Raw genomic sequence first — 22,975 nt, 5'->3', positions numbered from 1 at the left:
ACCCGTAGGCTGCCGTGTCTACTGACAAAACTGCCAACTCAACTGACAACGGACACCTAAAAGCCTTAACCAGCTTTCAACGAGTCGACTGAAGCGCCGATAATGGAGATTTCGTCAACCTAGGACGACGAGGTTCGGGGGAGCGTCATTCGCTCGTCCACGTCAGGCCGAGCATCTGGAAGGCGTCCTTGATGGCATCGCTGTCGTGATGAAGCTCCTCGGGCCTGGCGTGCGTTAGCTTCGGGCTGACGTGGGGGTCGCCTGGTCGTTCGAAGATTGCCCAGAGACGTAGGTCGTCGCCATGGCGGGACGCGAAGGTCACCCCGTCGAGGTCTGTTCTCTCGTAGATCCAGGCGGCGATGGCCTGGGTCAGTCGGCGTGGCCGGGCGTCTTTCAAGGCTGCGGCGTCCAGGTCCAAGAGTCCGAGGCTGAGAGCCACGCCGATGAAGTGCGGATGCAGGACAGCGATGGACCGGGAGTCCGTCACGGCGCAGTAAGCGCCGGTAAGCTCGGCTGACGTCGCTGCGCGGGCGTCAAGCCATGCCCGGGGCACCTGCCCGGATGCCAGGGTCGGGTGCAGCACCGCATCTTCGTCGTCCTCGACAATCTCGTCCAGTTCTATGGCCAGCCGGGCATCGCGTCGGAAGCCGGCGAGCACCTCGAGCAGGCACGCCCTGAGGCTTGAGCCGGCGTACACGGTCCGGAAGTTTCCGTGCAGGTCATCCCAGCGGCCGGGGAACCTGCCATCCGAGGCCCATTCCCAGCCGCTCCATGCCCACGGTTCGGGGCGGAACCCGATGCGCCATACAGTGCCGGCCGCCGGGATGATGGCCAGTTCGTTCTGCTCCATCCGTCAGCCGGCGGCCGCGAAGGCCCGGGCAGCGGCAAGGACGGCTTGTGCGGCCTCGTCGACATGACCTTCGCGAAGCAGCCTGGCCGGCGGGACATCATCCAGCTGCGGGTTCATGCCCTGGAACCAGGCCTGGACCACGGACCGGGAGTCGCGCTCGGCCAGCAGCGCGGCCACGTGGTAGGCATGCCGGAGCCGCGTCATCACCTCGGCCGACGGCTTCCGTTCACCGTCTGCCCACTGACGCACGGCCCGGGTTTCTTTCACCGAGCCGATGTAGGCGACAAGTTTCGCGCCCAGGATGTCCCGGAGATCGCGGACCAACTCGGCCTCGGGCAACCTGATCGAATCCTGATGCGCTTTCAGCCCTCCGCGGGCCCCTGCAACTGCGGTCATAACCCCATGCTGCCACGGATGACACATTGTTTCAATGGCTAAAACACAACAAGGATCACACCCGAAATCACAAAAGCCAGAACGCCATAATAGACGTACCGTAACGCTGGGGGAGGGGGCGCTGCTTCGAGCTCCCCAGGAAAGTAGGAGTGACGGCGGTACACCGTGACTGCGGTCAGTTAAGCCTGGCAGCGGAAATGGAGGCCCTCCGGAGCCATGATGACACTATGACTGATCCCCAGCGGAAGCTGTCCGCCGCAGAGCTCGCCGAAGCCGGGCTCGCCGGCTGGCATCTGACCGGCGAGGCCATCACCGCCACCTTCAGGACCCGGAACTTCTCCACCGGGCTGGAACTCGTGAACCGCATCGGTGCCTCCGCCGAGGAGGCCAACCACCACCCCGACCTCACGCTCACCTACCCCGAGGTAGGCGTCACGCTGTCGAGCCACGATGTCGGGGGGATCACCAGCCGCGACATAGACCTGGCCCGCATCATCAGCGGCCACGCCGCGGACCTTGGGATCGCCGCCGCGGAGTGAGTCCGCGCTGTCGGGCAGGGGCGAAGGATCGTCGAGGCGCTAAGCGACCTTAAAGGAATCGCGATCATCGGCCTTGGTGCTGAGAAAAGCAGGCCATATTCCCGCCTGCCACGGCGTTCCCGCAAGCGATAGGCACCGCCGCCGAATGGGCGAACGTAAGTGACGGCGCCAGCTGACGCGCTTCAGAGAGACGGTGCCTCCCCTTGACCTTCGAAGGACGTCAAACTACCTTGACGCCATGGATGCGGAGTCAGTGGAGCAGGCTCTCAACAGCGGTGATGTACACGAGCTGCTCAAAGTGTGGGAAGACTTCAACCGTGGCGAGGCATCGCCCGGCATTTCCTCCACCGACGGCGACCAGGCGCGGGAAGCTGCAGCGCATTTTCTGTCAGAGGTATCGGAAGTCGCCGCGCTTGAGGCGCTGCGGGCAAATGCCAAAGCGGTCGAGCTGCTCACAGCGAGGCGCTGGTACGTCATGAAATCTGCCCGGGAGGGCGGCGCCACGTGGGCGCAGATCGGTGAGGTTCTGGGGATCACGAGACAAGCAGCCCACGATTTTTACCGCCGCAAGATCGAAGAACAGGAAAAGTACTCGCCTGATCCCCACGACACGGCAGCCGCCCGCGCCGTTCTCGAAGAGTGACGCAACAGTCGTTACCGAACATTTCGGAGCCGAGTTGGGACCACCATCCCCTCCGTAGCACATAGAAACACTAAGCAATGTAGTAGGCCCGGCCCCGTAATCTTGATAGATGCCTCGTTTCGCATTGGACATCGAGTCCGTCCCGCGTCCCGCCCGCTCCCAGGAACTCCTGGACGCAGTGAACCACCGCGTGGTCATTGCCGACGGCGCGATGGGCACCATGCTGCAGGGCCGGGAACTGTCGCTCGAAACCGACTTCCAGAACCTGGAAGGCTGCAACGAGATCCTCAACGACACGCGCCCGGACGTCATCGCGGACATCCACGACGCCTACTTCGCCACCGGCATAGACGCCGTCGAAACCAACACCTTCGGCGCCAACTGGTCCAACCTCTCGGACTACGGCATCGATGACCGCATCGCGGAACTCGCGCTGAAGGGCGCGAGGATCGCCCGCGAACGCGCCGAAGCAGCAGAACAAGAGGACGGCCGCATGCGCTGGGTCCTCGGCTCCATGGGCCCCGGCACCAAGCTCCCCAGCCTCGGCCACACCAGCTACGACTACCTCAAGCAGACCTTCGCGCTGCAGGCCGAGGGCCTGATCGACGGCGGTGCGGACGCCTTCCTCATCGAAACCAGCCAGGACCTCCTGCAGACCAAGGCCGCCGTCAACGGCTGCAAGCAGGCCATCGTCTCCAAGGGCGTCCGCCTTCCGATCTTCGTCGAGGTGACGGTGGAGACCACCGGCACCATGCTCATGGGCTCCGAAATCGGTGCCGCGCTCACCGCCCTGGAACCGCTCGGCGTCGACGCCATCGGCCTGAACTGCGCAACCGGCCCGGACGAGATGAGCGAACACCTCCGCCACCTCTCCAAGCAGTCCTCCGTCGCCATCGCCTGCATGCCCAACGCAGGCCTTCCCATCCTCGGAGCCAACGGCGCGCACTACCCGCTCACGCCCGCCGAACTGGCCACCGCCCACGAACAGTTCGTCCGCGAATTCGGCCTGGGCCTGGTGGGCGGGTGTTGCGGTACGACGCCGGAGCACATGGCCGCCGTCGTCGAACGTCTTGCCCCCTTCCGCAACAAAGCCGTGCCCGCCACGGCAGGTAACGGCAAGACAGCACCCGCCCGCGTCCCCACCGAGCACGACCCGGGCATCGCATCCCTCTACCAGCACGTCTCCTTCGACCAGGACGCCTCCTACCTCGCCATCGGTGAGCGCACCAACGCCAACGGCTCCAAGGCGTTCCGGCAGGCGATGCTCGAAGAGCGCTGGGACGACTGCGTGGACATCGCCCGCGAGCAGATCCGGGTCGGCGCCCACCTCCTGGACGTCTGCATCGACTACGTGGGCCGCGACGGCGTGGCGGACATCAAGGAGATCGTCTCCCGGTTCGCGTCCGCCTCCACCCTCCCGCTCGTCATCGACTCCACCGAGCCTCCCGTGCTGCAGGCCGGCCTGGAACTCATCGGCGGCCGCCCCGTGGTCAACTCCGTCAACTACGAGGACGGCGACGGCCCGGACAGCCGCTTCGCCCGCATCATGCCGTTGGTGAAGGAACACGGCACCGCCGTCATCGCCCTCACCATCGATGAGCAGGGCCAGGCCCGCACCACCGAGGGCAAGGTGGCCATCGCCTCCCGCCTCGTCGACGCCCTGGTGGGCGAATGGGGCATGAAGGTCGAGGACATCATCGTCGACGCCCTGACCTTCCCCATCGCCACCGGCCAGGAGGAGACCCGCCGCGACGGCATCGAAACCATCGAGGCCATCCGCCAGATCACCGCGAGATACCCCGGCATCAACACCACGCTGGGCGTCTCCAACGTCTCCTTCGGCCTGAACCCGGCCGCGCGCATCGTCCTGAACTCCGTGTTCCTGCACGAGGCCTCGGAAGCCGGCCTGACCAGCGGCATCATCGACGCCGCCAAGATCGTCCCGCTCGCCTCCCTCCCGGAGGAACAGCGCAAAGTCGCCCTGGACCTCGTCTGGGACCGCCGCGAATACGACGCTGACGGCAACACCACCTACGACCCCCTGGCCGCCATGCTGGACATGTTCGCCGGCGTGGACACCGCGGCCCTCAAGGACCAGCGCGCCGCCGAACTCGCCGCGCTGCCCACGGGAGCGCGCCTGGAACGGCGCATCATCGACGGCGAGGGCAAGGGCCTGGAAGAGGACCTGGACCTGGCCCGCAGCGAGGGCATGACGCCGCTCGGCATCATCAACGACCACCTGCTCGAAGGAATGAAGGTCGTCGGCGAACGCTTCGGCGCCGGCGAAATGCAGCTGCCGTTCGTGCTCCAGTCCGCCGAGGTCATGAAGAACGCCGTCGCCCTGCTCGAACCGCACATGGAAAAGTCCGATTCCTCGGGCAAGGGCACCATGGTGATCGCCACCGTCCGCGGCGACGTGCACGACATCGGCAAGAACCTGGTGGACATCATCCTCACCAACAACGGCTACAAGGTCATCAACATCGGCATCAAGCAGGGAATCGCGGAGATCATCGCCGCGGCCGAGGAGCACAACGCGGACGTGATCGGCATGTCCGGGCTCCTGGTGAAGTCCACGGTGGTGATGAAGGAGAACCTCGCAGAACTGCAGTCCCGCGGCCTCGCGAAGAAGTGGCCGGTGATCCTCGGCGGCGCGGCCCTGACCCGCGCCTACGTCGAGCAGGACCTGGCGGAACAGTTTGACGGAACCGTCAGGTACGCCAAGGACGCCTTCGAAGGCCTCTCCCTCATGGAACCGCTGGTGCGCGTGGCCCGCGGCGAGTCCCCGGACGACGTCGGCCTGCCGCCTTTGAAGAAGCGCATTCACCGCGGCGGCGCGAAGTTCACCGTGACCGAGCCGGAAGCCATGCCCGGCCGGTCCGACGTTGCCGCCGACAACCCCGTCCCTGTGCCGCCGTTCTGGGGCACCCGCATCGTCCGCGGCGTCTCGCTCCACGACTACTCCGCGTTCCTCGACGAGCGCGCCACCTTCATGGGCCAGTGGGGCCTCAAGCCCGGCCGCGGCGAGGACGGCGCCTCCTACGAGGAGCTCGTGGAACGCGAGGGCCGGCCGCGCCTGCGCTACTGGCTGGACCGCATCCTGGGCGAGGGCATGCTAGATGCGTCCGTGGCCTACGGCTACTTCCCGGTGGTCTCCGAGGGCGAACAGGTGGTGGTGCTGCACCACGGCGAGGATACCGACGGCGTCCTCGGCGTCCCGGGCCTGCTCGCCCCGGACGGCGGCTCAGGCGGCCCGATCGGCACCGACCGCCTGCGCTTCGACTTCCCCCGCCAGCGCCGCGACCGGCACCTGTGCCTCGCCGACTTCGTAAAGTCCCGCGAATCCGGCCAGATCGACGTGCTGCCCGTGCAGCTGGTCACCGCCGGGTCCAAGATCGACCAGTTCACGGCCAAGATGTTCGAGGCCAACCAGTACCGCGACTACTACGAGCTCAACGGCCTGGTCATGCAGCTCACCGAGGCCCTCGCCGAGTTCTGGCACGCCCGGGTCCGCTCGGAGCTGGGCTTCGCCGCCGAGGAGCCCAAGGACAAAGCCGGGCTGTTCAAGCTCGACTACCGCGGCGCCCGCTTCTCGCTGGGCTACCCGGCGTGCCCCGACATGGAGGACCGCCGGAAGGTCGTGGAGCTGCTGAAGCCCGAGCGCATGGGCGTGGTGCTCAGCGATGAGCTGATGCTGCATCCGGAGCAGTCCACGGACGCGTTCGTGTTCCACCACCCGGAGGCCAAGTACTTCAAGGTGTGAGCCGGTGCCGGCCCCGGCTCAGGCTTCCCCTCCGCCCCAGCGTGCCAGCGCGACAATCGCCCCACGTAGGGCAAGCCCGCGATCGGTCAGGGCGTAGGCCCGGGTGTTGTGCCGGAGCGGCAGCCGGGACAGTACCCCGGCCGCTTCGAGCTCGCGCAGGCGGGTCGCGAGGATATTCGTTGGCACGCCGAGGTCGCGCTGCAGGTCGCCGTAACGCTGCGGCCCGTCAAGCAGGCGCTCCACGATGAGCAGGGACCATCGTGCGCCAACGATGTCGAGGGCGGCGGCGAGGCCGCTCACTCGCTGGGATCGGCGTCCGGCTTCATCCAAAACGGCGAGTAGTGGTAGCCGTCAGGGTCGTCGAACTGGCGCTGGTACATGAAGGGGTAGTCATCGGTATCACCAATGCGACCGCCGGCGGCCGCGGCGCGTTCGACGAGTTCATCGACCGCTTCGCGGCTGTTGAGGTCAAACGAGACGGTGACTTTTGAGGGTGTGCCGGGTCCGCCGACCAGCTCCTCGGCGCCGCCAACGCCCGCATACATCTCCCGGCTGCCGAGCATCACGTATTGCCCAGGTGCGATCGCGAAGCATGACACGTTGTGATCGGACATCCCCGGGTTGAGGGGCCAGCCCAGGGCCGTGTAGAAGGCAGTGGAGCGCTCGACGTTTTCGACCGGGCAGGTGATGAACAGGCTCATGCGACTCATACTTGCAAAATGCAAGTGCCAGGTCAAGACCCCCATGCCGCCCGGCAAACCCTAGGGCGTGAGCTGGTGCCGGGCCCCGGTGCCGGAGGGCTTTTGGGCCTGCACAGTGGGGCTGCCCGAACCGGGAACCCCGCCCGAAACAGGCTTGACCCGCCGCAATGCTGCCAGGATCGCCCGGCCCACCACGGTGACCCCGACGACCGTGGTGACCGCCCGCAGCGTGTCCCACCCCGCCGTCGAGGTCAGCAGCGAATACAGCAGGAAGCTGCCAAGGTTGGTGCCCGGCGGCGCGCCCGGCACGTACGAAATCCCGGTGCCCGCACCCACCGCGAACGGCCAGAACCACAGGTTGAGCAGCAACCCGAACACATACGACGCCACAATCCCGTACCCGCACAGCATCACCACCTCGGCCTTGCCGCGCACGCGCCGGGGGAGCAGGCCCGCCCCCGCGCCCACCCAAGCGCACGCGAAAATTTGGAACGGCGTCCACGGCCCGATGCCGCCCCACAGCGCACTGGACAACGCAATCGTGGCGGCGCCCAGCAGCAGCCCGAACCGCGGGCCGAACGCGCGGCCGGCCAGGACCAGCAGGATGAACACGGCCTCCACGCCGCCGACGCCGGTGCTCGCCACCCGTACCGCCGAACCCACCGCTGCCAGCACGCCCAGCAGTGCCACCGTGTGTGCGGAACGCACCGAGCCGTCCAGCGAAACCACGACGGCGACAGCCGCCACGGGTGCGATGGCCAGCGCCGCATACGGCAGCGCTGCGGCGGCATCCGAGGGGAGGGCCGCGGCCAGCAGGGGCCAGCAGAAGGCGCCGAGCGCCGCCAGGTTGGCAACCGCGAGGACGGCCAGTTCGACTGGCCGGGGCAGCCGGATCCGGCGGCCCGGTTTTCCGGAGGGAACGTCGGGCAGCCGGTCCAGGAACCGGGGCATGGCCAGCGGCTGCGTGGCTTCGTGGGACGGGGTGCCTGCTGGAGTTTCCTCCGGCTCAGCCACGGGTGCCACGCCGTTCCGCACCGGCAGGATCCGGGCGCCGATGCCGTGGGCGAAGGGGAGGTCGTGCGTGGCGATCATGACTGCCGTGCCGTCGCCAGCCGCGGCCCGCAGCGCACCGGCCACCGCCGCGCGGGCGGCGGGATCGAGCCCACGGGTGGGTTCGTCGATGAGGAGGACCTGGGGGCGGTCCAGGGTCTGCAGCGCAATCGCGAGGATCCGGCGCTCCCCGGCGGAAAGGTCGCGGGGGTGCTCGTGCCCGATCGGCATTCCGGCGTCCCCGCGCAGCCGGGCCAGGTGCGCCGCGGCGAAACCGTGGGCCACGGGTGCCGCATCCTTGCGGCGGGCCAGGCGGCGTTCGGCGGCGTGCAGTTCCGCCGCCACGGTGTCCCGGGTGAACAGATCGTCGGAGGCGTCCGGCACCAGGGCGACCCTTCCGCCGTCGGACGCCTTGGGGCCCGGGGCTGCCATGGCAACCGTGCCCTCGACGCCCTTGCCGCCGCCCAGGGCCAGGGCCACCAGCACGGACGATTTGCCGGCCCCGTTCGGTCCCACCAGGGCTGTCACTTCGCCGGGATCCAGGGACAGTGACGCGTCCCGCACCAGGGGTTTGCCATCGCGGTGCACCGAAAGATTTGCTGCCGTGAGCACGGGTGCCTGGGCCGGCTGGGGCGTTGAAGCGGGGCGGCCCGTGGCGGCGGGTGCGGAAGGGGCGGATGCAGAAGGGGCGGGCGCGGCACCCGGGACCAGGGCGCCGTCGTCGATGGCCCACCAGGAGTCGGCGATGGGGACCAGGGCCTCGGCCCGGTGCTCGGCCACGATGACGCAGACGCCTGCCTCGTGGGCAACGGCGCCCAGCACCGCGATGACGCGGCCGCGGGCTGCGGTGTCGAGGTCGGCCAGGGGTTCGTCCGCCAGGAGCAGCGCCGGCTGGTCCACGACGGCGGCCGCGATGGCCACGAGTGTTGCCTCGCCTGCCGAGAGGGTGCTGACGTTCCGGTCCAGCAGCGCGGACACCCCGATGCTCTCAGCGACTTCCAGCACCCGGGCCTTGGAGTCAACGGATGCCACGCCGCGCAGCTCCAGCGCGAGGCCGATCTCGTCCCGGACTTTGGTGGTGGCAAAGGCGGCCCGCGGATTCTGTAGGACCACGCCGACGCTGCGGGCGGTGTCGCGGGGCGGTGTGGCGGCCCGGTCCAGCCCGGCAACGCGGACCGTCCCGGCGACGTTGCCGCCGTCCACATGGGAGAGAAGCCCCGCGATGCCCCGGAGGATGGTGGACTTCCCGGAGCCGGTGGGGCCGGTCATCACGGACACGGTCCCGGGCCGCGGCTGGAAGTCAGCCACGCGGAGCTCAGTGCCGCCGATCCTGAACCGGGCGCCGCGCATCAGGAGCGGTGCCTGTGCCTGGCCAGCGCCGCCGTCGTCCGTCCCCTGCATGCCCCGGCTGCCGAAGCCGCGCAGCTCAAGCGCGGCGGCAACCCTCGCGGCGTGCTCCAGCGTCCGCTCAAGGACCGGAACCAGGGCGCGGGCGCCGAAGCGTTCGCCCCGCAACCGGAAGCACAGCCGGACGGAGGCCACGGCGTCGGAGAGCGCCGGGAGCGCCGCCCACGCCACCACCAGCATCCGGGCGATTCCCTGCAGGGGTCCGCTGCGGGCCAGGTAGGTGAAGCCGCGGGCCACGTCCACCCAGGCGTTGAGCAGGCCGAAAGCGAGGATGGTCGCCGCGATCGGCAGCGCGGACAGGACCGCTGCCCACAGGCCGGGCCCGGTGACCGGGCCGAGCAGGACGACATGGGCGTAGGGGGCCGGCAGCCGTACCGGGGGCATGGCGAGCAGGACGGGCGCGCCGATGCCTGCACCGTTAAAGAGGATGCGGTAGACGACCCGCGCCGCGACGAAGATGGCGGCGAGGGCCGCCCCAGCCCGTAACGGCGCGGGTCGAAAGGTCATGCCGCGGGCGCTGCCGGTTCGTTGTCCACCGTATACAGCAGTTCAAGGCTCTCGCCCGGGTTCAGCTTGAGGCTGTCCAAACCTTCTTGCGCGTAACCCCATGTGCCGCCGGCGGGCTTCACCCAGAGGGCCCAATACGAGACAGTGTTTTTGTCATCGCACGCTTCGCGGACAGTGCCGCCCTTGTGCTTGATGTCGAAGTCCGCAGCCGGCACACCGTTGACACGGCACGCGAAGCTCGTGGGGTACTTGGCGGTGCCCTCGATCTTCACGTTAGCGTCCCTCAGCACGGCCGATGCCAGGGTGGGTCCGTTCGCGTCCACGCAAGCGGAGGTGTCGGCTGCCGGCTGCTTCAACGAGGCCGAATCGACGATGACCTTAACGCCGGCGCAAGGCCCGGTCGAGGTGCTGGTCGCGGCAGCGCTGGACGAAGCCGCAGCGGTGGAGGCGGGGGCGGAGGAAGTTTGCTGGCTGGCGGCCGGCGTGGAGCAGGCGGCGAGGGCCAACAGGAGACCTGCGGCGGCGAAGGTGCTCGCGGCGGCGGTTCGAATCGTAGTCAATGTCACCTGTCAAGGGTAGGCCGTCGCTGTTCAGGAACCTGCCGCCGCCGCCTTGTATGACGCGCAGGTTTGCCTAACGCAAAGGAAGGCCGACGCCGGCACCCGGTTGGGTGCCGACGTCGGCCTGTCTTGAAAAGTGCTGCTGCAGCGGACCCTGCTGCAGCAGCAGCCCTATGGCACCTTCACGTCCACCAGGTCGCGATCCTCAGGTGCGTCGTTTGCTGTGGCAGCCCGGGATGCCGGATGGGCCGCCACGGCCGCGGCATGCTCGGCCAGCACGCCGGTCTGGTGGCGGATCTTCAGCCGGTAGAGCAGTGCACCGCCGATCACCACCGCACCCACGAACATCACCCCGCCCCACTGCAGGTACCACTCGAACGGGGGCACCGAGTTGTAGATCTCCGGCCGGGGCCAGACCAGGTTGATGGTCATGGCGGCACCCCACAGGACGGCGAGGATGTTCACCGGCAGCCCCCATTTGCCCATGCAGAACCCGGGCTCGGATCCATCGCCGATGATCGGCCACTTCCTGGCGAGCCGCTTGCGCAGCAGCGGAACCGTGACCAGGAGGTAGGACAGGTAGATCAGGACGATGCTGATGCTGGACAGGATGGTGAAGATCGCCGGCTGCATCACGTTGACCAGCAGCGGGATGACCGCCATGACGCCGATGACGATCGCCGCGACCGTGGGGGTCCGGCGGACCGGGTCCACCTTTCCCAGCTGCCGGCTGAACGGCAGGTTGTTGTCCCGGGCCATGGCGAACATCATCCGGATGGCTGCGGCGTGGACGGCCAGCGTGCAGACCACCACGGCCACCACGATGCAGGCCAGGAAGGCCTTCCCGAAAGGACCGCCCAGGACGGAGAGCACGATGTGCTGCAGCCCGCCGTCGGCAGACCCAACTGCCGGGTCTGCCAGGTCCGGTGCGGCCAGGATGCCGAAGAGCAGGATCAGCCCGCCCAGCACGAACGAGGCCGTGACGGCGCGGAGGATGGCCTTGGGCGCCGTGCGCTTGGGGTCCTTGGTCTCCTCGCCGAGGGAGCTGGCGGTGTCGAATCCGTACATGACATAGCCGGAGGCCATGGCGCCGATCAGGAAGACGCCGAAGAAGCCCAGGTCATTGCCCTCGCCGAAGCCGTTGGTTTCGAAGAAGACCTCGGGGCCGCGGACCACGTGCCAGCCCAGCGCGAGGATCAGCAGGACGGCGGCGATCAGCTCCACGAAGACGCCGATGCTGTTGATCCGGGTCATCAGCTTCACGCCGAAGGCGTTGATCAGGGTCGAGATGGTGATCATGATCGTGGCCAGCACCACGCCGTTCATGGCGAAGTCGTACGGGCCGGTGCCGTCACCGACGAACTGGAAGCCCTCCCAGAGCTGGGGGAGGGTGATCTGCAGGGCCAGCGCCACGGAGCCCAGCGCCATGATCGAGGAGAGCAGCAGCAGCCACCCTGCCAGCCAGGACGACGTCCCGGACGCGAGCCGCTTGGCCCAGTTGTAGACCGACCCGGCAACGGGGTAGCGGCCGGCCAGTTCGGCGAAGCACAGGGCCACCATCAGCTGGCCGACGAACACGATGGGCCAGGACCAGGCGTACGCCGGGCCGGCCATGGAAAAACCGAAGTAGAACAGTTGGAAAACACCGGTGAGGATGGAGATGTAGCTGACACCCGCGGCGAAGCTGGCAAATTTGCCGATGCTTCGGTCCAGTGTCTGGGTGTAGCCAAATTCGTCCATGCCGCTTGAATCAATACTCTTGCTCGGTTCCAATATGGACTCCTAAGTCAGAAAAGCACGATGGGACCGGCCGCCCTGGGGTGCGGCGGATTAACGTGTGGGGGCCGCCGCTGTTGGGGAATGCGGCCCCCGTGGTCCTGCCGCTCAGGCAAGGGATGCGGTGAGCTCCTTCTCTTCCAGGGCGTCAACGCCGGCACGGCCGGCGCGGATCAGATCGGCGCAGCGCTCGCCGATCATCATGACGGTGATGTTGGGGTTGACGGTGACGTGTTCGGGCATGACGGACGCGTCGGCGACCCGAAGGCCGGTGACGCCCTTGACCCGCAGCTCGGGGTCAAGCGGCGACATGCCGTCGTCGTCCGCTCCCATGCGCACGGTGCCCACGGGGTGGTAGACGGTGTTGTGGGTCTTGCGGATGTAGTCCTGCAGTTCCTCGTCCGTCTGCGCCCCGACGCCGGGCGAGAGTTCCCGCCCGGCCCACTCGGCCATGGCGGGCTGCGCGGCGATTTCGCGGGCCTTGCGGATGCCGGCCACCATGACGCGCATGTCGTGGCCTTCGGGGTCGGTGAAGTACCGCGGATCCACCATGGGCTTGTCGCGGAAGTCGCGGCTGCGCAGCCGCACGGTGCCCCGCGAGCGGGCGTGCGTCACGTTCGGGGTCAGGCTGAAGCCGTTCTCCGTGGTGGGGTAGCCGTGCCGCAGCGTATTCATGTCGAACGGGACGGAGCCGTAGTGCATCATCAGGTCCGGCCGGTCCAGGCCCTCCTCGGTAGGGGTGAAGATGCCGATTTCCCACCACTGCGTGGAGGTCTGCACCATGGGCTGCTTCGCCTCGAACTGCACCACGCCTTCCGGGTGGTCCTGCAGGTTTTCGCCCACACCGGGGGAGTCCACGAGCACGTCGATGCCGTGCGCTGCGAGGTGTTCGGCCGGTCCGATGCCGGAGAGCATGAGCAGCTTGGGGGTGTCGATGGCGCCGGTGGACACGATGACTTCCTGGTGCGCGGTGAGGCGGTGGGTGCGGCCGAACGCGCCGTCCACCACGTCGACGCCGGTGCAGCGCTTGTCCGCGTCGAACACCAGCTGGCGGGCGCGCAGGCCGGTCAGCAGGGTGAAGTTGGGGCGGTCGACGATCGGGTGGATGTAGGACACGGAACTGGAGGAGCGGGTGCCGTCCGCGCGCCGGTTGATCTGGAAGAAGTTGGCACCGTTGACCACGGTGGTGCCGGTGTTGAACTTCGCGCGCGGGATCCCTGCCTGCTCACAGGCGTCCAGGAGTGCGACGCCGGCAGGATCCGCCGGGGGCACGTTCATCAGGTGCACGGGGCCCGAGTCCCCGTGGTGCGGTGCGTCCGGGCCGGCGTCCTCGTTGGTTTCCAGCCGCTTGTACAGCGGCCAGGCAGCCTCGGCGTTCCAGCCGGTGGCGCCGTACTTGGACTCCCACTCGTCCAGGTCCTCGCGCGGTGCCCAGAAGGCGATGCAGGAGTTGTGGCTGGAGCAGCCGCCCATGACCTTGGCGCGGGCGTGCCGCATGAAGGAGTTGCCGTTCTCCTGCGGTTCCACCGGGTAGTCCCAGTCGTAGCCGGATTCCAGCAGTTCCATCCAGCGGTCCAGCTGCAGGATTTCGGGGAGGTTGCGGTCGTCCGGGCCCGCCTCGACGAGGGCCACGGTGACGTCCGGGTCCTCGCTCAGCCGTGCGGCCACTGCGGCGCCGGCGGACCCGCCGCCGATGACGACGTAGTCGAACCCGCGGTCGGTCACGTCCTCGATGGTGTCGTAGTGCATCTAGCTCTCCTTGCCGTGGTCAGCGAACCAGCCGGTTACCTGCGGGCTGGTGTTCTGGTAGATGTGCTTGGCTTCCTGGTACTCGGCCAGGCCCGTGGGCCCGAGCTCGCGGCCGACGCCGGACTGGCCGAAGCCGCCCCACTCGGCCTGGGGAAGATAGGGGTGGTAGTCGTTGATCCAGACGGTGCCGTGGCGGAGCCGGCCTGCCACGCGCTGCGCCTTGCCGGCGTCCTGGGTCCAGACCGCGCCGGCCAGGCCGTAGATGGTGTCGTTCGCGGTGGCCACGGCCTCGTCCTCGGTGCGGAACGTCTCAACGGTGACCACGGGGCCGAACGCCTCATCGGTGACCACGGACATTCCCCGTGTGACCTGGTCCAGGACGGTGGGCTGGTAGTAGAAGCCGGCGTCGTACTTTTCTCCCTGCGGTGCGGCGCCGCCGGTCCGCAGCCGCGCACCCTCCTGGATGCCGCGCTGGACGTACGCGTGGACCTTGTCCCGGTGCGCGGCGGAGATCAGCGGACCCGTTTCGGCGTCCTCGTCAAAGGGGCCGCCCAGGCGGATGTCCTTCGCGCGCCGGACCAGCTCGTCCACGAAGCGTTCGGCGATCGATTCCTCCACCACGAGCCGCGCCCCGGCGGAACAGACCTGGCCGGAGTGCACGAACGCGCCGTTGAGGGCGTTGTCGACGGCGGCGTCAAAGTCCGCGTCCGCGAACACCACGTTGGGGTTCTTGCCGCCGAGTTCCAGCGCCACCTTCTTGACGGTGCCGGCGGCGGCAGCGGCGATGCGCTTGCCGGTTTCCAGGCCGCCGGTAAAGGAGACGAGGTCGACGGCGGGGTGTTCCGAAAGCGGCGCGCCCGCCTGGGCCCCGGGCCCGGTGACGAGGTTGGCCACGCCGTCCGGCAGGCCGAGGTCCTGGAGCAGCTGCATGGCCAGGATGCTGGTGGACGGGGTGAGCTCGGAGGGCTTCAGGACGAAGGTGCAGCCGGCGGCCAGGGCCGGCGCAATCTTCCAGGCGGCCTGCAGGAGCGGATAGTTCCAGGGTGTGATGAGGCCGCAGACGCCGACGGGTTCGTAGACGATCCTGCTCACGACGCCGGCGTTCCCGGCGTCGACAATCCGGCCCGCCTGTTGCCCGGCGAGCCTGCCGAAGTACTCGAAGCAGGCGGCGATGTCGTCCATGTCGATGCGGCTCTCGACCATCCGCTTGCCGGTGTCCAGCGATTCTGCCCGGGCAAACTTCTCCCGGCGTTCGCGCAGTCCGGCCGCGACCTTCAGGAGGAAGGCTCCACGCTCGGGTGCCGGGACGTCCGACCAGACGCCGGAGTCGAAGGCGGCGCGGGCTGCGGCGATGGCGCGTTCGGCGTCCTCGCGGCCGGCCTCCGAGACCGTGGCGACCAGTTCGCCGTCGGCAGGGTTCCTGATTTCGCGGACGGCGCCCGACGTGGCGGCCTCCCACGAGCCGTTGATGAACAAGGTGGTTGCTGCTTCGGTTTCAGCGCTTCGGGTGACGTCCTGCGCTGGTGTGGCATAAGTCATACCGAGGACAGTAATGCACTTTGAACGAGTGTTCAATACTTTTCTTGAACACTTGTTCAATCGGTTTTATGGCGCTATCTTTGCCTTCTACCGGGTGCTGCCGGCCTTGTGGATTCCTGTTATTGCCCCGGCCCGGGCGCGAAGGCGATGTCCTCCGTGCGGGCGATGCTTCGCTCGATCGCCTTCTTATCCACCCCAAGAAGCGAGGTCAACCACATGCCGTTCTGAATCACCACGATGTCGGAGGCGCGCGCCCTGCATTGCTCCCACTGCAGGCCGGGCCGGGCTGCGGAGACCAGCGCCGCCAGCCCATCGATGTAACGGTCAAAGGCGGCTGCGTTGATCTCGGCGTATCCTTCGTCGGCCTGGGCCAGGGCCCATAGGTGCAGGCGCAGCGAGAGGTAGCGCGTGGTCAGCAGGTCCTCGCCGGCCACCCGCCGGAGGGCGCGGCGCAGCTGCTCGTCCGGCGTCAGGGAGGGGTCCGGCGCCACGAGCAAAAGGTCGTGTTCGTCCACGCGCCGCAGGGCGGCGCGGATCAGGCTGGTCTTGTCGTCGTAGTAGTAGTTGACGAGGCCAAGGGCGACGCCGGCTTCGCGTGCCACGGCGCGCATGCTCACCCCTGCAATACCGTGGCGGGACAGCAGGTCCAGGGCCGCTTCGAGGATGCGCGATTGCCTGTCGAGCTGTTCGCCGGAGTTCACGGTATTGGTCCCCATCTGGCCAGACTATTGCCAAATCCGGCCGGAGCGAATTTTCGGTCCTTGGGAGGCGGGGAGTCCGCCGGCTGGTGTTGGCTTGCTCACACAGCGGACAGCAACTGGTTGACCAATGCTAACCTTGTAGTGGCCTCGAGCAACTGTTGGGCTTCCCTCCCCGGATTTTCCCCGGCACGGTCCCCGCGGGCATCACGCTCCCGGACCTCGTCGCGGGCCACCCCATTGACGCGGCGCATCCCCCTGCGCACGCCACCCCATTTGTGAAGCTTGGAGAAAGATGGAAAGCGCAAGCCTTATTGCCCTTCTGCTTGTCAAGGGCAACGGCTCCGCCCGCAGTGCAGAGCCCAACGCTCCCCAAATCATCGCGAAGCGCGGACGCAGGGCAGCTGCCTGGGCTGCGGTCCGGAGCCGGACGGCGACCCTGCTGCACCGGCTGGCATGGGCTGTTGAGCCGGACCCGCGCTGACGCTTTCGAAAAATGACGCGCACATTCCCTGGCGCGGCGGGTATATGGCCCGCGCCAGGGAACATGCGCGTCGCGGGCGGCTATGCGCCTCGAAAACGGCAGGGCCGCTATTTCTTGGGCAGCCCCGGCGGGTTCAGTTCGGACTTCTGGACCGCCTCTGACGAGAGGCCCCAGCGGTCCAGGATCCTGCCGTAGGTGCCGTCCTCGATCAGGTGGTTCAGGGCGGCCTGCGCGGCGACGGCCAGGCCGTTGCCCTTCCTGGTGGTGAACGCGATCTCGGCCTTCAGGGGCCAGCCACCCTCCAGCGTGCCCACCTGCTTCGTCTTCCCGTCCTGCGCTGCCTTGTAGGCCGCAGCGGCGTTGGGCCCGAACGTCAGGTCCGCACGGCCCGACTGAAGGGCCAGGCTCGAGGCGGAATCGTCGTCGTAATACTGGAACTCCACCGGCGCCAACCCGTTCTTCTCGTTCTCCTCGTCCCACCGGACAAGGATGGCTTCCTGGTTGGTGCCGGAGCCCACGATGATCCGCTTGCCCGCCACATCCTTGGGTTCCTTGATCTCCCCGATGCCCGAATCGCTCTTGGCGTAGAAGCCCAGCAGGTCGTTGCGGTAGGTGGCGAAATCGAACTTCTCCTTCCGCGCCTCCGTGACGGTCACGTTGGACAGCACGGCCTCATACTTGGCCGACTCGATGCCCAGCGGCCAGTCCGCCCACGCCACGGGCAGGACTTCGACGTCCAGCCCCAGCGACTCACCCACGGCGTACGCGATGTCCACCTCACTGCCGATCAGCGTCTTGTTGTCCGTGGCAAACGTGCTGAGCGGCGCGGTGCCGCCCGTAGTCACTACGGTGAGCTTGCCGTCGGCCTTGATGGCCTCAGGCACCAGTGCCACCGCGGCGGCGTCTTCGGCAACCTTGACGCGATCCTGCTGCGGGGACAGGTTGAAGGTTTTGCCGGCGGCGTTCGTGGCGGCGGACGACGGCGGTGCTGTCGCCGCCGTTGCGCCGGGATCGGCGCAGGCCGCTAGCCCAAACAGGGCGGTTGCGGTAAGAGCGACGGCGGCAGCCGGCTTGAGTGCGAAGGCCATGGTTCCTCCTCGGAGGCAGGTAGGGATGCAACGGAATGTGCGCGTTGCAGCAACTATCCGACAGCCGCGGAAGGCGGACCAAAGGCCGCGAAACCGGGGGAGACGGGGAGTAACGGCGGTTAACCGGAGGACCGCGGCGGTCACATTCCGGCTGTGCCCAAGCCTCCTGGCGGCACGTGGCGTCTTAGGTGGCCGCCTTTCACGGACGCAGTAGAAAACGAGTACTCGCCGGCGAAAGACAGGTGGTCATTACGCGTGTTCTCCGCCCATGCCCCAACTTACGGTGAAGTACGTTGCGGCCCGGGTGGGCTGCAAGCCATGAGGGAGGCAAACATGAATCATTCGCCAGGTGGGACAACGACTGCTGGGGGGACGGGCCTGCTCAGGCGAACCAGCACCAAAACAGCGGCAGCGGTGGCTGCCGGAAGCCTGCTGCTGACAGGCGGCGGGGTGGCGTGGGCGGACGACATCTACAACAACTTGGACACCAGCATCGATTCGATAGCGGAGCTGATGCCGCTGAACGCCGGGGGTGCCAACGGCAGCACTACGCTGGCCGTTCGGGAACGAAACAGTGACGGCAAGAACGGCTGCAACCTGACCGGATCAACCACACTTACGCTGAATCTCAGCTCCAGCAACCCGGCCGTAGCGACCGTGTCGCCGTCGATAGTCGTTTTTACGTCCTGCAACGATCCGAAGACGCTGACTATCAGCCCGGTGGCGGCGGGATCCGCCACGGTTACCGCGACCCAAGTCAGCAACACGACCATCGGTACCTTCGACCTTGCGCCTGCCACCTTCACCGTGAACGTTGCAGCCCCCGCACCCTCGAACACTGCGCCCGTACTGAACGTCACAGGCGTGACGGCTGGAGCCTCGTACACGAAGGGGTCAGTCCCCGCGGCTCTCTGCAGCGTCACTGACACCGAGGACGGCCCCAGCACCTTCGCCGCGAAGCTGGGCGCCATATCCGGAACCGACGCGGCGGGCGGCGTCGGTTCGCAGACCGCTTCCTGCAGCTACACGGACAAGGGCGGACTGACCGCCTCCGGCTCGGTCACCTACGGCATTACCGACGGTTCGGCGCCGGAAATCTCCTACACGCTCTCGCCCGCCACGCCGGACGGTCTGAACGACTGGTACAAGAGCGCCGTGTCCCTGCACTGGATCGTCACCGAAGAGGATTCACCCAGCACTGTGGCACTGACCGGCTGCGAGGACCAGAACATCACGGAGGACCTCACAGCAACTGACTTCAGCTGCGCGGCCACCAGCTCCGGAGGAACCAGCGGAACCACCGTGAACCTGGGTAAGGACGCCACGGCCCCCACCGTCGCGTACACCACGGCCTCGGGCGACGTTGGCAGCAACGGCTGGTACACCTCCGACGTCGAGGCCACCTTCATCGGCGCCGACGCCACCTCCGGGCTGCTCGCCGCAACCCAGACGGCGGCCTCCTCCGGCGAGGGTGCCACCGTGAAGGTGGACAGCCCGGCCTTTACCGATATTGCCGGCAACACCACGGATGCGGGCGCCGCCTCGCACACCTTCAAGATCGACAAGACCGCGCCCGAAGTGAGCTACAGCGGAGTTTCCACCGAGCCGAACGCCAACGGCTGGTACAACACGGACGTCACGGCAAACTTCGCCGCGACCGACCTCACGTCCGGCCCGGCCACGCCAACGCAGCAGGTAACGTCGTCCGGTGAGGGTGCAGCTGTCGAGGTTGCGAGCCCCGCCTTCAGCGACAACGCCGGCAACACCACTGCCGCGGGAGCGGTGACCCGGACCTTCAAGGTCGACAAGACGGCCCCCACCGTTTCCTTCGATTCGGTCGTCGCGGACGGCTACTTCGGCGCCACCGCCGCACAGCCCACGTGCACCGCATCGGACAGCGGCGGTTCGGGCCTCGCAGGCAGCTGCGTGGTCACGGGCTACGGCACGGGCGTCGGCCGGCACACCCTGACGGCCAAGGCCACCGACCTTGCCGGCAACATCACCACGGTGGCCCAGTCCTATGAGGTGAAGGCCTGGACCCTGAAGGGCTTCTACCAGCCGGTCGACATGAACGGTGTCCTGAACACGGTCAAGAACGGCAGCACGGTCCCGGCGAAATTCGAGATCTTCGCCGGCGACACGGAGCTGACCGATCCGGCCCTGGCCAAGTTCACCATGAAGCCGATCACCTGTTCGCTCGCGGCCCTGCAGGATGCCATCGAGACCACCGCCACGGGCAACACCTCGCTGCGGTACGACGCCACTTCGGGCCAGTTCATCTACAACTGGAAGACGCCCACCGCGGCCGGCACCTGCTACACGCTGACCATGACGGCGAACGACGGATCCGCCATCAGCGCCAACTTCAAACTGAAGTAGGCACACGGGTCCACACGTGGCCCGACACAGCAAGGGGACCAGCCCAAAGCGGGCTGGTCCCCTCGCTGCTGCAGCGGGCTGGAAGTCAGCCCAGGGCCTTGAGGACTTCCTTGGCCACGTCCTCGCTGGACTGGGGGTTCTGGCCGCTGATGAGGTTGCCGTCGCGCACCACGTTGGAGGACCAGGCGGCGGCGTTCCCGACGACGGCGCCCTTCTCCTTCAGTGCGTCCTCCACCATCCAGGGCGTGTTCTCGCCGGTCCCGCCGCCCAGCTCCTCTTCGTTGCTGAAGACCGTAAGGCGGCGGCCCTTGAAACTGAACCCGCCGTCGTCGTCCGTTGCGCTCAGCAGCCCGGCGGGGCCGTGGCAGAACGGCGCAATGATCTTGCCGTCCTGGTTGGCTGCCACCAGGATGCGGCCAAGGTCGGCATCCTGGTAAAGGTCGGCCATGGGCCCGTGGCCGCCGGGCATCACCACGGCGTCGTAGCCGGCGATATCGACGTCGGCCAGGACCAGCGGGCGCGCCAGCTCGTCATCGATCCGCGCCAGGTAGTCCTTGAAGCCCTGCGCCCGTTCCTCGCCACCTGCCGACTCGGCCGCCAGGCTGACCTGGTCAACCGTGGGTTTCCGGCCGCCGGGTGTTGCGATGTGCACGGTGTTGCCGGCGCCGGTCAGGGTCTGGTGGGACACCACCAGTTCCTCCGCCCAGTAGCCGGTGGGGTGTTGGCTGCCGTCCTTCATGGTGAGGGAATCGGCGGCCGAAACGACCATCAAATGTTTGCCATGCTGTTGTCTCCTGTCGTTGCTGACGTGAGTGGCTTGAAGCCACTTGCTACTTGCCGGCCGCTTCCAGCCCGGCGTACGTGTCGTCGTCGAGCGTGATGCCCGCGGCGGCCATGTTCTCTTCGAGGTGCTGCACGGACCCGGTGCCCGGAATGGGCATCATCACCGGGGAGCGGCGCAGCAGCCAGGCCAGCGCCACCTGTGACGTCGTGGCACCCAGGCGCTTGGCCGCCTCATCCAGCGGGCCGCCGGGCTGGGCGAGCTCGCCCGCGGAGATCGGTGCCCATGGAATGAAGCCGATGCCGTTCTCCTCGGAGTAGCGCAGCACGTCCTCGGAGCTCCGGTCCGTCAGGTTGTAGCGGTTCTGGACCGTGGACACGGTGAAATGCCTGCCGGCCGCCTCGAGTTCCTCGACGCTCACCTGCGACAGGCCCAGCGCCCTGACCTTGCCCTCATCCTGGAGTTCGCGCAGCACGCCGAACTGCTCCTCGCGGTCCACCTTGGGGTCGATCCGGTGCAGCTGCAGCAGGTCCAGGGTGTCCACCTTCAGCTTGCGCAGGCTCAGTTCGGTCTGCTGGCGCAGGTATTCCGGCCGGCCTACGGGAACCCACCTGTTCGGCCCGGTCCGGGTGAAGCCCACCTTCGTGGCAATCTTCAGGCCGTCCTTGTACGGGTGCAGGGCCTCGGCGATGATTTCCTCGCTGATGTTGGGGCCGTAGGAGTCGGCGGTATCAATGAAGTCGACGCCGAGTTCGACGGCGCGGCGCAACACCTTGCGCGCAGCCTCGCGGTCGGCGGGCTCACCCCACACGCCGTCGCCGACGATGCGCATGGCACCAAAACCGAGCCGGTGCACGGTTCCGAGGTCCTTCAGGTCGATAGTTGCGGACAGTTCCAGCTGCTTCGTTGTCTCTGGGCTCATAGGGGCGGCAACATCCTCAGTACGCTGAGTATTCCGCAGATCACAGAAATAAGCCGGGCGCCGCCGTCGTTATGCACCACGTGCCCGCCCCCCTGTGCGGCCGGCACCCCTCGACGCAACGTTCCTGAAAGGCCGGCACCTGACGTGACTCTTCCCCTCTCCATCCTTGACCTGGCAACCATCGGCAAAGGCCAGACGGCGGCGGAGAGCTTCGCGGGCAGCGTCGCCATGGCGCAGAAGGCGGAAAAGCTGGGCTACCGGCGGGTCTGGTACGCCGAGCACCACAACATGTCCTCCATCGCGTCCTCGGCCACCAGCGTGCTGATCGCCCATGTGGCGGCGCAAACCGAAACCATCCGGCTGGGTGCCGGCGGCGTCATGCTGCCCAACCACTCGCCGCTGACCATCGCCGAGCAGTTCGGCACCCTGGAAACCCTCCACCCCGGCCGGATCGATTTGGGCCTGGGGCGCGCCCCCGGCAGCGACCAGAACACCATGCGTGCGCTCCGCCGCGACCCGATGTCCGCGGACAGCTTCCCGCAGGACGTCCTGGAGCTGCAGGGCTACCTCACCGGGCCCACCCGCATCCAGGGCGTCGAAGCCACCCCCGGCAAGGGCGCCAACGTTCCGCTCTACATCCTGGGCTCGTCACTCTTCGGTGCCCGGCTGGCCGCCCAGCTGGGCCTGCCCTACGCGTTCGCCTCGCACTTTGCCCCGGCGGCGCTGCAGGACGCCGTGGCCATCTACCGCCGGGAGTTCAAGCCGTCCGCCCAGCTGGACGCCCCGTACGTCATCGCCGGCGTCAATGTCATTGCCGCCGATTCCGCGTCGGAAGCCCAACAGATGATGCAGGCCACCAAGCGTGCCCGCGTCTCCCTGTTCTTCGGCGGCGGCCGCGAATTCACCGACGACGAGGCGGACATGGTCCTCGACTCGCCGCAGGGACAGCACGTCTCGCAGATGATGCGCTACTCCGCCGTGGGGACGCCCGGCGTCGTCATGGAATACCTGGCGGAGTTCGGCAAGCACGCCGACGCCGACGAACTCATCGTGGCGCACCAGAGCACCGGCACCGAGGGACGCCTGAGGTCCGTGGAACTGCTGGCCGAGGCTGCCGGCCTGGTGCAGGCCCGGGCCTGAGGC

General features: G+C 67.7%; 19 protein-coding genes. 6 read left to right on the top strand and 13 right to left on the bottom strand.

Annotated features, from left to right (window positions below; translation table 11 throughout):
• Nucleotides 1-145 precede the first annotated feature (145 nt).
• Both ACYSM9_RS05745 and ACYSM9_RS05740 read right to left on the bottom strand, forming a co-directional pair.
• Nucleotides 146-850: an RES domain-containing protein gene (locus tag ACYSM9_RS05745; RefSeq protein WP_461856046.1), complete on the bottom strand. Its 705-nt coding sequence runs from the start codon at nucleotides 848-850 to the stop codon at nucleotides 146-148.
• Nucleotides 851-853: 3 nt separating this feature from the next.
• Nucleotides 854-1,246: a hypothetical protein gene (locus ACYSM9_RS05740; RefSeq protein ID WP_461856045.1), complete on the bottom strand. Its 393-nt coding sequence runs from the start codon at nucleotides 1,244-1,246 to the stop codon at nucleotides 854-856.
• Nucleotides 1,247-1,473: 227 nt separating this feature from the next.
• On the opposite strand from ACYSM9_RS05740, the gene ACYSM9_RS05735 reads away from it, so the two are divergent.
• From ACYSM9_RS05735 to metH, 3 genes are all read left to right on the top strand, one after another.
• Nucleotides 1,474-1,785 (top strand): 4a-hydroxytetrahydrobiopterin dehydratase, encoded by a 312-nt coding sequence (locus ACYSM9_RS05735; protein WP_461856044.1) that lies wholly within the window; start codon nucleotides 1,474-1,476, stop codon nucleotides 1,783-1,785.
• 253 nt (nucleotides 1,786-2,038) lie between these two features.
• Nucleotides 2,039-2,428 carry a hypothetical protein gene (locus tag ACYSM9_RS05730; protein WP_461856043.1) on the top strand — a complete coding sequence of 130 codons (390 nt, stop codon included), beginning with the start codon at nucleotides 2,039-2,041 and terminating at the stop codon, nucleotides 2,426-2,428.
• Between the two features lie 109 nt (nucleotides 2,429-2,537).
• Nucleotides 2,538-6,191 (top strand): methionine synthase, encoded by a 3,654-nt coding sequence (gene metH / locus ACYSM9_RS05725; RefSeq protein WP_461856042.1) that lies wholly within the window; start codon nucleotides 2,538-2,540, stop codon nucleotides 6,189-6,191.
• Nucleotides 6,192-6,209: 18 nt separating this feature from the next.
• Here the strand turns inward: metH and ACYSM9_RS05720 are convergent, their stop codons facing one another.
• The 8 genes from ACYSM9_RS05720 to ACYSM9_RS05685 all read right to left on the bottom strand — a co-directional run bounded on the left by ACYSM9_RS05720 (nucleotide 6,210) and on the right by ACYSM9_RS05685 (nucleotide 16,196).
• The gene (locus ACYSM9_RS05720; protein ID WP_461856041.1) at nucleotides 6,210-6,491 is read right to left on the bottom strand and encodes a winged helix-turn-helix transcriptional regulator; all 282 of its coding nucleotides are present in this window, start codon (nucleotides 6,489-6,491) and stop codon (nucleotides 6,210-6,212) included.
• A complete protein-coding gene (locus ACYSM9_RS05715; protein ID WP_461856040.1) occupies nucleotides 6,488-6,892 on the bottom strand; it encodes a VOC family protein in 405 nt (134 codons plus the stop codon). The genes ACYSM9_RS05720 and ACYSM9_RS05715 overlap by 4 nt, the downstream gene beginning before the upstream one ends.
• A 60-nt stretch (nucleotides 6,893-6,952) precedes the next feature.
• Nucleotides 6,953-9,856: an ATP-binding cassette domain-containing protein gene (locus tag ACYSM9_RS05710; RefSeq protein ID WP_461856039.1), complete on the bottom strand. Its 2,904-nt coding sequence runs from the start codon at nucleotides 9,854-9,856 to the stop codon at nucleotides 6,953-6,955.
• Nucleotides 9,853-10,416 carry a hypothetical protein gene (locus tag ACYSM9_RS05705; protein WP_461856038.1) on the bottom strand — a complete coding sequence of 188 codons (564 nt, stop codon included), beginning with the start codon at nucleotides 10,414-10,416 and terminating at the stop codon, nucleotides 9,853-9,855. Before ACYSM9_RS05705 ends, ACYSM9_RS05710 begins: the two co-directional genes overlap by 4 nt.
• Nucleotides 10,417-10,587: 171 nt before the next feature.
• On the bottom strand, nucleotides 10,588-12,156 hold the full coding sequence (locus ACYSM9_RS05700) for an APC family permease (RefSeq protein WP_461856037.1): 1,569 nt from the start codon (nucleotides 12,154-12,156) through the stop codon (nucleotides 10,588-10,590).
• Nucleotides 12,157-12,300: 144 nt separating this feature from the next.
• Nucleotides 12,301-13,941, bottom strand: coding sequence for a GMC family oxidoreductase (locus tag ACYSM9_RS05695; protein ID WP_461856036.1), 1,641 nt, complete (start codon nucleotides 13,939-13,941; stop codon nucleotides 12,301-12,303).
• Complete coding sequence (locus ACYSM9_RS05690; protein ID WP_461856035.1) at nucleotides 13,942-15,480, bottom strand: aldehyde dehydrogenase family protein; 1,539 nt, start codon at nucleotides 15,478-15,480, stop codon at nucleotides 13,942-13,944.
• Between the two features lie 119 nt (nucleotides 15,481-15,599).
• Complete coding sequence (locus tag ACYSM9_RS05685) at nucleotides 15,600-16,196, bottom strand: TetR/AcrR family transcriptional regulator (protein WP_461856034.1); 597 nt, start codon at nucleotides 16,194-16,196, stop codon at nucleotides 15,600-15,602.
• A gap of 277 nt (nucleotides 16,197-16,473) precedes the next feature.
• Here ACYSM9_RS05685 and ACYSM9_RS05680 point away from each other — a divergent pair, with 277 nt between their 5' ends.
• Nucleotides 16,474-16,662 (top strand): hypothetical protein, encoded by a 189-nt coding sequence (locus ACYSM9_RS05680; RefSeq protein WP_461856033.1) that lies wholly within the window; start codon nucleotides 16,474-16,476, stop codon nucleotides 16,660-16,662.
• A 107-nt stretch (nucleotides 16,663-16,769) separates the two neighbouring features.
• Here ACYSM9_RS05680 and ACYSM9_RS05675 read toward each other — a convergent pair whose 3' ends face one another.
• Nucleotides 16,770-17,750: an ABC transporter substrate-binding protein gene (locus ACYSM9_RS05675; RefSeq protein WP_461856032.1), complete on the bottom strand. Its 981-nt coding sequence runs from the start codon at nucleotides 17,748-17,750 to the stop codon at nucleotides 16,770-16,772.
• A gap of 414 nt (nucleotides 17,751-18,164) precedes the next feature.
• On the opposite strand from ACYSM9_RS05675, the gene ACYSM9_RS05670 reads away from it, so the two are divergent.
• Nucleotides 18,165-20,129, top strand: coding sequence for a PxKF domain-containing protein (locus ACYSM9_RS05670; protein ID WP_461856031.1), 1,965 nt, complete (start codon nucleotides 18,165-18,167; stop codon nucleotides 20,127-20,129).
• Nucleotides 20,130-20,214: 85 nt separating this feature from the next.
• On the opposite strand, the gene ACYSM9_RS05665 is transcribed toward ACYSM9_RS05670, so the two are convergent.
• Nucleotides 20,215-20,898, bottom strand: coding sequence for a type 1 glutamine amidotransferase domain-containing protein (locus tag ACYSM9_RS05665; protein ID WP_461856030.1), 684 nt, complete (start codon nucleotides 20,896-20,898; stop codon nucleotides 20,215-20,217).
• A 61-nt stretch (nucleotides 20,899-20,959) separates the two neighbouring features.
• Nucleotides 20,960-21,832 (bottom strand): aldo/keto reductase, encoded by an 873-nt coding sequence (locus ACYSM9_RS05660; RefSeq protein ID WP_461856029.1) that lies wholly within the window; start codon nucleotides 21,830-21,832, stop codon nucleotides 20,960-20,962.
• Nucleotides 21,833-21,976: 144 nt separating this feature from the next.
• Between ACYSM9_RS05660 and ACYSM9_RS05655 the strand changes: the two genes are divergently transcribed.
• The gene (locus ACYSM9_RS05655) at nucleotides 21,977-22,972 is read left to right on the top strand and encodes an LLM class flavin-dependent oxidoreductase (RefSeq protein ID WP_461856028.1); all 996 of its coding nucleotides are present in this window, start codon (nucleotides 21,977-21,979) and stop codon (nucleotides 22,970-22,972) included.
• Nucleotides 22,973-22,975 lie beyond the last annotated feature (3 nt).

The sequence above is a fragment of the Arthrobacter sp. C152 genome (genome assembly GCF_054890965.1).
The sequence above is the reverse complement of the archived record's forward strand: the minus strand, read 5'-3'. Positions and strand labels throughout refer to the sequence as shown.

Excerpts from the sequence above, each read along its gene's own strand:
- ACYSM9_RS05680 (WP_461856033.1), top strand. The coding sequence starts at position 16,474 with ATGGAAAGCGCAAGCCTTATTGCCCTTCTGCTTGTCAAGGGCAACGGC.
- ACYSM9_RS05710 (WP_461856039.1), bottom strand. The coding sequence starts at position 9,856 with ATGACCTTTCGACCCGCGCCGTTACGGGCTGGGGCGGCCCTCGCCGCC.
- ACYSM9_RS05740 (WP_461856045.1), bottom strand. The coding sequence starts at position 1,246 with ATGACCGCAGTTGCAGGGGCCCGCGGAGGGCTGAAAGCGCATCAGGAT.
- ACYSM9_RS05660 (WP_461856029.1), bottom strand. The coding sequence starts at position 21,832 with ATGAGCCCAGAGACAACGAAGCAGCTGGAACTGTCCGCAACTATCGAC.
- ACYSM9_RS05715 (WP_461856040.1), bottom strand. The coding sequence starts at position 6,892 with ATGAGCCTGTTCATCACCTGCCCGGTCGAAAACGTCGAGCGCTCCACT.
- ACYSM9_RS05695 (WP_461856036.1), bottom strand. The coding sequence starts at position 13,941 with ATGCACTACGACACCATCGAGGACGTGACCGACCGCGGGTTCGACTAC.
- ACYSM9_RS05700 (WP_461856037.1), bottom strand. The coding sequence starts at position 12,156 with ATGGACGAATTTGGCTACACCCAGACACTGGACCGAAGCATCGGCAAA.
- ACYSM9_RS05675 (WP_461856032.1), bottom strand. The coding sequence starts at position 17,750 with ATGGCCTTCGCACTCAAGCCGGCTGCCGCCGTCGCTCTTACCGCAACC.
- ACYSM9_RS05735 (WP_461856044.1), top strand. The coding sequence starts at position 1,474 with ATGACTGATCCCCAGCGGAAGCTGTCCGCCGCAGAGCTCGCCGAAGCC.
- ACYSM9_RS05685 (WP_461856034.1), bottom strand. The coding sequence starts at position 16,196 with ATGGGGACCAATACCGTGAACTCCGGCGAACAGCTCGACAGGCAATCG.
- ACYSM9_RS05665 (WP_461856030.1), bottom strand. The coding sequence starts at position 20,898 with ATGGTCGTTTCGGCCGCCGATTCCCTCACCATGAAGGACGGCAGCCAA.
- ACYSM9_RS05745 (WP_461856046.1), bottom strand. The coding sequence starts at position 850 with ATGGAGCAGAACGAACTGGCCATCATCCCGGCGGCCGGCACTGTATGG.
- ACYSM9_RS05690 (WP_461856035.1), bottom strand. The coding sequence starts at position 15,480 with ATGACTTATGCCACACCAGCGCAGGACGTCACCCGAAGCGCTGAAACC.
- metH (WP_461856042.1), top strand. The coding sequence starts at position 2,538 with ATGCCTCGTTTCGCATTGGACATCGAGTCCGTCCCGCGTCCCGCCCGC.